The organism is Palleronia sediminis (assembly GCF_004358695.1).
GTDB lineage: Bacteria > Pseudomonadota > Alphaproteobacteria > Rhodobacterales > Rhodobacteraceae > Palleronia > Palleronia sediminis.
Map to the genome: position 1 here is coordinate 1 of NZ_SNAA01000038.1, position 4,750 is coordinate 4,750.

Consider the following 4,750-nt stretch of genomic DNA (forward strand, 5'->3'; position numbering starts at 1 on the left):
AAAGGGGAAAGCTTGGCCATCTGCTCGTCGCTCAGCCAGTAGAGGTCGTCCATGTCACCGCTCCGTTTTTCGGGCCGTGAATCACGCCGAACAGCAACAATCAATGCATCCTGACCCTAGTCTCCATCTTCGCATTGATACAACGTTATTCGTGCGAGCGTACCTGTTTCAGCCGTAGCGGGGCGATAATCAAACCGCGCCTTGATCTGTTTCAGAGAGCTCTCTAGAAGGGGCGTTATTCGCCGTTCCAAAACTTATATGCTCGGTAAGCTCACTCATTCCCGGAACTAACGAAGATTCGCTTTGGGATTATGCCATGAACTCCCCAATTTCCATCTACCACCTGAGTGACACCGAAGTCGGCCGCTATGGACATGACTGATAGCGCCTCGTCTTCACGCAGGTCTTTCGTAGTCATCAAGAACCGCCGCATCTTACGAAATGCATCCGTCATGGCCTTGTCGAGCGAAGAACTTTCGAAAATCGCGGTTTGCGCACCGCTTCCGAGATCGGTGAGATAATCTGGATAGCTGAAGCCATGAACTACCCATTCGTCGTCGGTTTCGAGCAGGGGAAAATCCAAGCCTTCAAGCGGCGTCCCGCCCAAAGAACCCGCTTTGTGCAGTACGATCTGGAATAGGCCAGTCAGCGACATCTCGATGGCAGTTCCATTAAGTTCGGAATCACCTTGAGCGCCATGGGGGTCACCGACGCTGAATAGCGCGCCAGGGACAGCGACGGGATAGTACATCGTTGCACCTTTGCCGGCACGCCAATTGTCGATATTGCCCCCGAAAGACGATGGCGGAACCGAGTCGACGAGACCGTCAATATCAGGCGCAACGCCCATTGTACCAAAATGCAGTCTAACTGGGATCCGGACACCCTGAAGTATGTCCGTGTCGGTCGAGATCGTGCTTCGGTCAATCGGCAGACCCGGATAGTCGATTGTCTCGTGCACAACGCCATCCGGATCAGTCTGAGGCGTCCATTGAAAATTGTATATCGCACGGGCCCATTGCTCGGAGCCGGTCGCATCCAGTTCGAAGATCGTGATCATTTCACGTTGCTTGGGGTCTTCCAAGTAATCATTGTATTGGAAGCCCCATTTCGCCGCGACGTTGCTACCAAATACCTTGCCAACATAATCAGGGTTGGCCGAAGGGCGGGCATGAACGTCGAGTATTCGTACCTCGATCACATCGCCCGGTTCAGCATCACAGACATAGACCGGGCCGGTCAAAATGTGGACACCGAATCCTTCGCCAGCCCCACGCCCCATTATCGAGGCATCCATCGGCCCCGCTCCACGTCGTTCCACTCCCTTTTCGCCCGTTTCCCAGTGGAACACACTTTCAGCGCTCGGATCACCCAGAACCATACGCTCCGCGTCATCATTCGCATGATGAGTCAGCGTCTCTATCGTCACCAAGTCCTCTGAATGAATGACTTTCTGGGGGCTGAGATCCTTGCTGAAAAAGCCCCAATGCACTGTGTCTGCGTTCGCAGGTATCTGGTGGTGTACCGGCAAGGCAGGCGGCTGCGCGCAATCGACCTGCGCAAACGCGGGGAGGGCAAAGCATGCCCCCACTACCACCGGAACACCATTCCTGAAACCGAAGAGGTGTTGGAACATAATTTCCTCCGAATCACTAGGACAGTTACTATATTGCGATGCAGAGTAGTATTGGGTCTTTTTCGTTGGAGGAGTCAAGAAATCCTACGATTGCTTCCACTTTTCACAACGTGTTTTCGGTACGAAAACGGGGCGTGGGAAGCTGTTCATTTAGATCAGCGCAAAAGATATCAGGCGACTAGCCGGCTAACTTGGCGGTAGGGTCGGCTGCAAAAGAGCCTCGCGACGCAGGAAACACGGCTGCTGGACCTGCTCGCCCGAGTGACGCGCTATTCCATTGCCGAGAACGGCACGCTGACGGTGGAAACGCCCGATGGCGAAACAGTGGTGGCGCGCCGATAGGCCCGCCCTAACCGCCCCGCACGATCCGGGCGAGGCGTGCGACCTGCACCCGGTCGGTGCGGCGGGGTGCGGGCGGGGCAAAGCCCAGTCGCACGAGATCCGCGTCGGGTTCCGGCGCCGCCGCCGAGGCCGAGCCGTGCAGCTCGTGCACCCCCGTAGCCGCGACGAGATCGGCGGCGTTACCGGCGCTCACGCCGCCCCCCGCCATGATCGCGAGCCCCGGCGGCGCGGCGTGCACCATGGCGGCAAGCGTCGCGCGTCCCGCCCATGCGGTCGTGGCGCCGCCCGAGCTCAGCACCCGCGTGAAGCCCAATGCCGCAACCCGGTCGAGCGTCTCGGAAGGCGAAGGCACGAGGTCGATGACCCGGTGCAGCGTCATCGCCATGCCGCGGGCGCGCGCGGCCAGCCGCCCCAGCGCCGCGAAATCGAGCCCCGCGCGAGAGCCCGCCCCAAGCACGACGCCCGCAAGCCCGAGGTCGCGGATGCGGTCGATCTCGCGCTCCATATCGGTCAGTTCGGCCTCGCCGTAATCGAACCCGCCCGCGCGGGGCCGGATCATGGCGTGAACCGGCAGCGGGCAGCGCATGGCCGCCTGCAACAGCGCCTCGGAGGGGCTGAGCCCGCCAAGCGCCAGCGCCGCGCACAGCTCGATCCGGTCGGCACCGCCCGCCACGGCCGCGGACAGGCCCTCGTGGCTGTCCACGCAGATTTCGAGCATCCGCGTCATGGCACCGCGGGCTCGTTCAGCCGGATGCAGGCGGCCATGTGCCCCTCGGCCACGGTTTCGGGCGGCGGAACCCGGCTGGCGCATTCGGGGATCGCCATGGGGCAGCGCGTGCGAAAGACGCAGCCCGACGGCGGCGCCATGGGCGAGGGGATATCCCCCTCGACGATTTCCTTGTCCCCGGCCCTGGCCCCAATCCGGGGGGCCGCGGCCAGCAGCGACCGCGTATAGGGGTGGCGCGGCGTGTCGTAGATCTGGCGACGGCTGCCGATCTCCATCACCTTTCCGAGATACATGACCACCACGCGGTCGCAGAGATGCTCGACCACGCCCAGGTCATGCGCGATGAACAGCATCGTCAGCCCGAGATCGCGCTGTAGATCCTGGAGCAGGTTCACCACCTGGGCCTGCACGCTGACGTCGAGCGCCGAAACCGGCTCGTCGGCGATGATGAACTCGGGCTCGACGGCCAGCGCCCGCGCGATGCCGATGCGCTGCCGCTGGCCGCCCGAGAACTCGTGCGGATAACGCGTCATCGCCGAACGCGGCAGGCCGACCTGTTCCAGCAGCGCGGCGATCCGGCCGGGCCGGTCGGCGCGGCGCCCGAGCCCGTGGATCGACAATGCCTCGCCGATGATCGCATCGACCCGTTTGCGGGGGTTGAGCGAGGCGAAAGGGTCCTGAAACACGTATTGCATCCGCCGCCGATAGGCGCGGAACCGCGACTCCGGCAGGCTCTGGATGTAATCCCCGTCGAAACGCACGGTGCCCGAGGTCGGAGTCTCGAGCCGCAGGATCGCCCGGCCGACGGTCGATTTGCCCGATCCGCTTTCCCCCACGACGCCCAGCACCTCGCCGCGCGCGACCGAAAAGCTGATGCCATCCACGGCGCGCACGACACCGCCCCGCACGGGGAAATGCACCTTGAGATTGTCGAGTTCGAGCAGGGCGGGTCCGGTCATGGCGCGATCTCCGGGCTGCGGACGCATCGGGCGGGGTGCCCCTCGCCGCGATCGACCAATGCGGGGCGGGCCCTTTCGCAGACCTCTCGCGCATGGTCGCAGCGGGGCGCGAACAGGCATCCCGGCGGACGGTCCTGCGGGGCGGGCACGGTGCCGCGGATCGCCCTGAGCCGGGTCGCCCCCTGCCCCGGCAAACTGTCGAGAAGCCCGCGCGTGTAGGGGTGCACCGGGCGGGTGAGCACATCGCCCACCGCGCCCTGTTCGAGAACCGTTCCGCCATACATGACCACGACCCGGTCCGCGATCTCGGACACGACGGCCAGATCATGCGTCACGAACAGGATCGACATGCCGAGTTCGGCCTGCAACCGCTTGAGCAGCCGCAGGATCTGCGCCTGTATCGTCACGTCCAGCGCGGTCGTCGGCTCATCGGCGATAAGCAGGTTCGGCCGGCACGCGAGCGCGATCGAGATCATGATGCGCTGGCGCATCCCGCCCGACATCTGGTGCGGGAACTGGTCGATGCGGTCCTCGGGGGCGGGGATGCCGACAAGCCCGAGCAGGTCGAGCACCTCGGCGCGCAGCGCGGCCCGCGACATGCGGCGATGCTGGGCCACCGCCTCGCCGATCTGGTCCCCGACCGTCAGCACGGGGTTGAGCGAGGTCATCGGCTCCTGGAAGATCATCCCGATCTCGTTGCCGCGGATGCGCCGCATCTCTTTCTCGGTGGCGCGGGCAAGGTCGATCACGCTGCCGTCGCGGCGGCGAAAGCGCAAGGCATCGGCCTCGATCCGCGCGTTCCGCTCGAGCAGGCGCATCGCGGACAGCGCCGTGACGCTTTTGCCCGACCCGCTTTCGCCCACCACGGCCAGCGTCTCGCCCGGCCGAATATCGAAACTGACCCCGGTCAGGGCTGGAATGGCGCCGGTTTCGGTCAGAAAGGCGGTCGACAGCTCGTCCACCCTGCCGGAGTTCGACAGTTAATCCGATAAGCGATTGATATTGTTGACGCGGGTCAAGCGTTTTTGTGACGACATCGAGCGTCAGGCGGGTTTCGGGAGGTTCAATGCATCGAAGAGGTCGAGT

4 protein-coding genes are annotated in these 4,750 nt (G+C 63.6%); all 4 read right to left on the reverse strand.

Translation table 11 applies throughout. From position 1 onward, the window contains the following. Positions 1–271: 271 nt before the first annotated feature. Positions 272–1,636 carry an acetamidase/formamidase family protein gene (locus E2L08_RS16640; RefSeq protein WP_133398204.1) on the reverse strand — a complete coding sequence of 455 codons (1,365 nt, stop codon included), beginning with the start codon at positions 1,634–1,636 and terminating at the stop codon, positions 272–274. Between the two features lie 349 nt (positions 1,637–1,985). Continuing rightward, complete coding sequence (locus E2L08_RS16650) at positions 1,986–2,705, reverse strand: copper homeostasis protein CutC (protein WP_133398205.1); 720 nt, start codon at positions 2,703–2,705, stop codon at positions 1,986–1,988. Continuing rightward, positions 2,702–3,664, reverse strand: a complete 963-nt coding sequence (locus tag E2L08_RS16655; RefSeq protein WP_133398206.1) for an ABC transporter ATP-binding protein — start codon at positions 3,662–3,664, stop codon at positions 2,702–2,704. Before E2L08_RS16655 ends, E2L08_RS16650 begins: the two co-directional genes overlap by 4 nt. Beyond that, positions 3,661–4,626, reverse strand: coding sequence for an ABC transporter ATP-binding protein (locus E2L08_RS16660; protein ID WP_240758295.1), 966 nt, complete (start codon positions 4,624–4,626; stop codon positions 3,661–3,663). Before E2L08_RS16660 ends, E2L08_RS16655 begins: the two co-directional genes overlap by 4 nt. Positions 4,627–4,750: the final 124 nt, after the last annotated feature.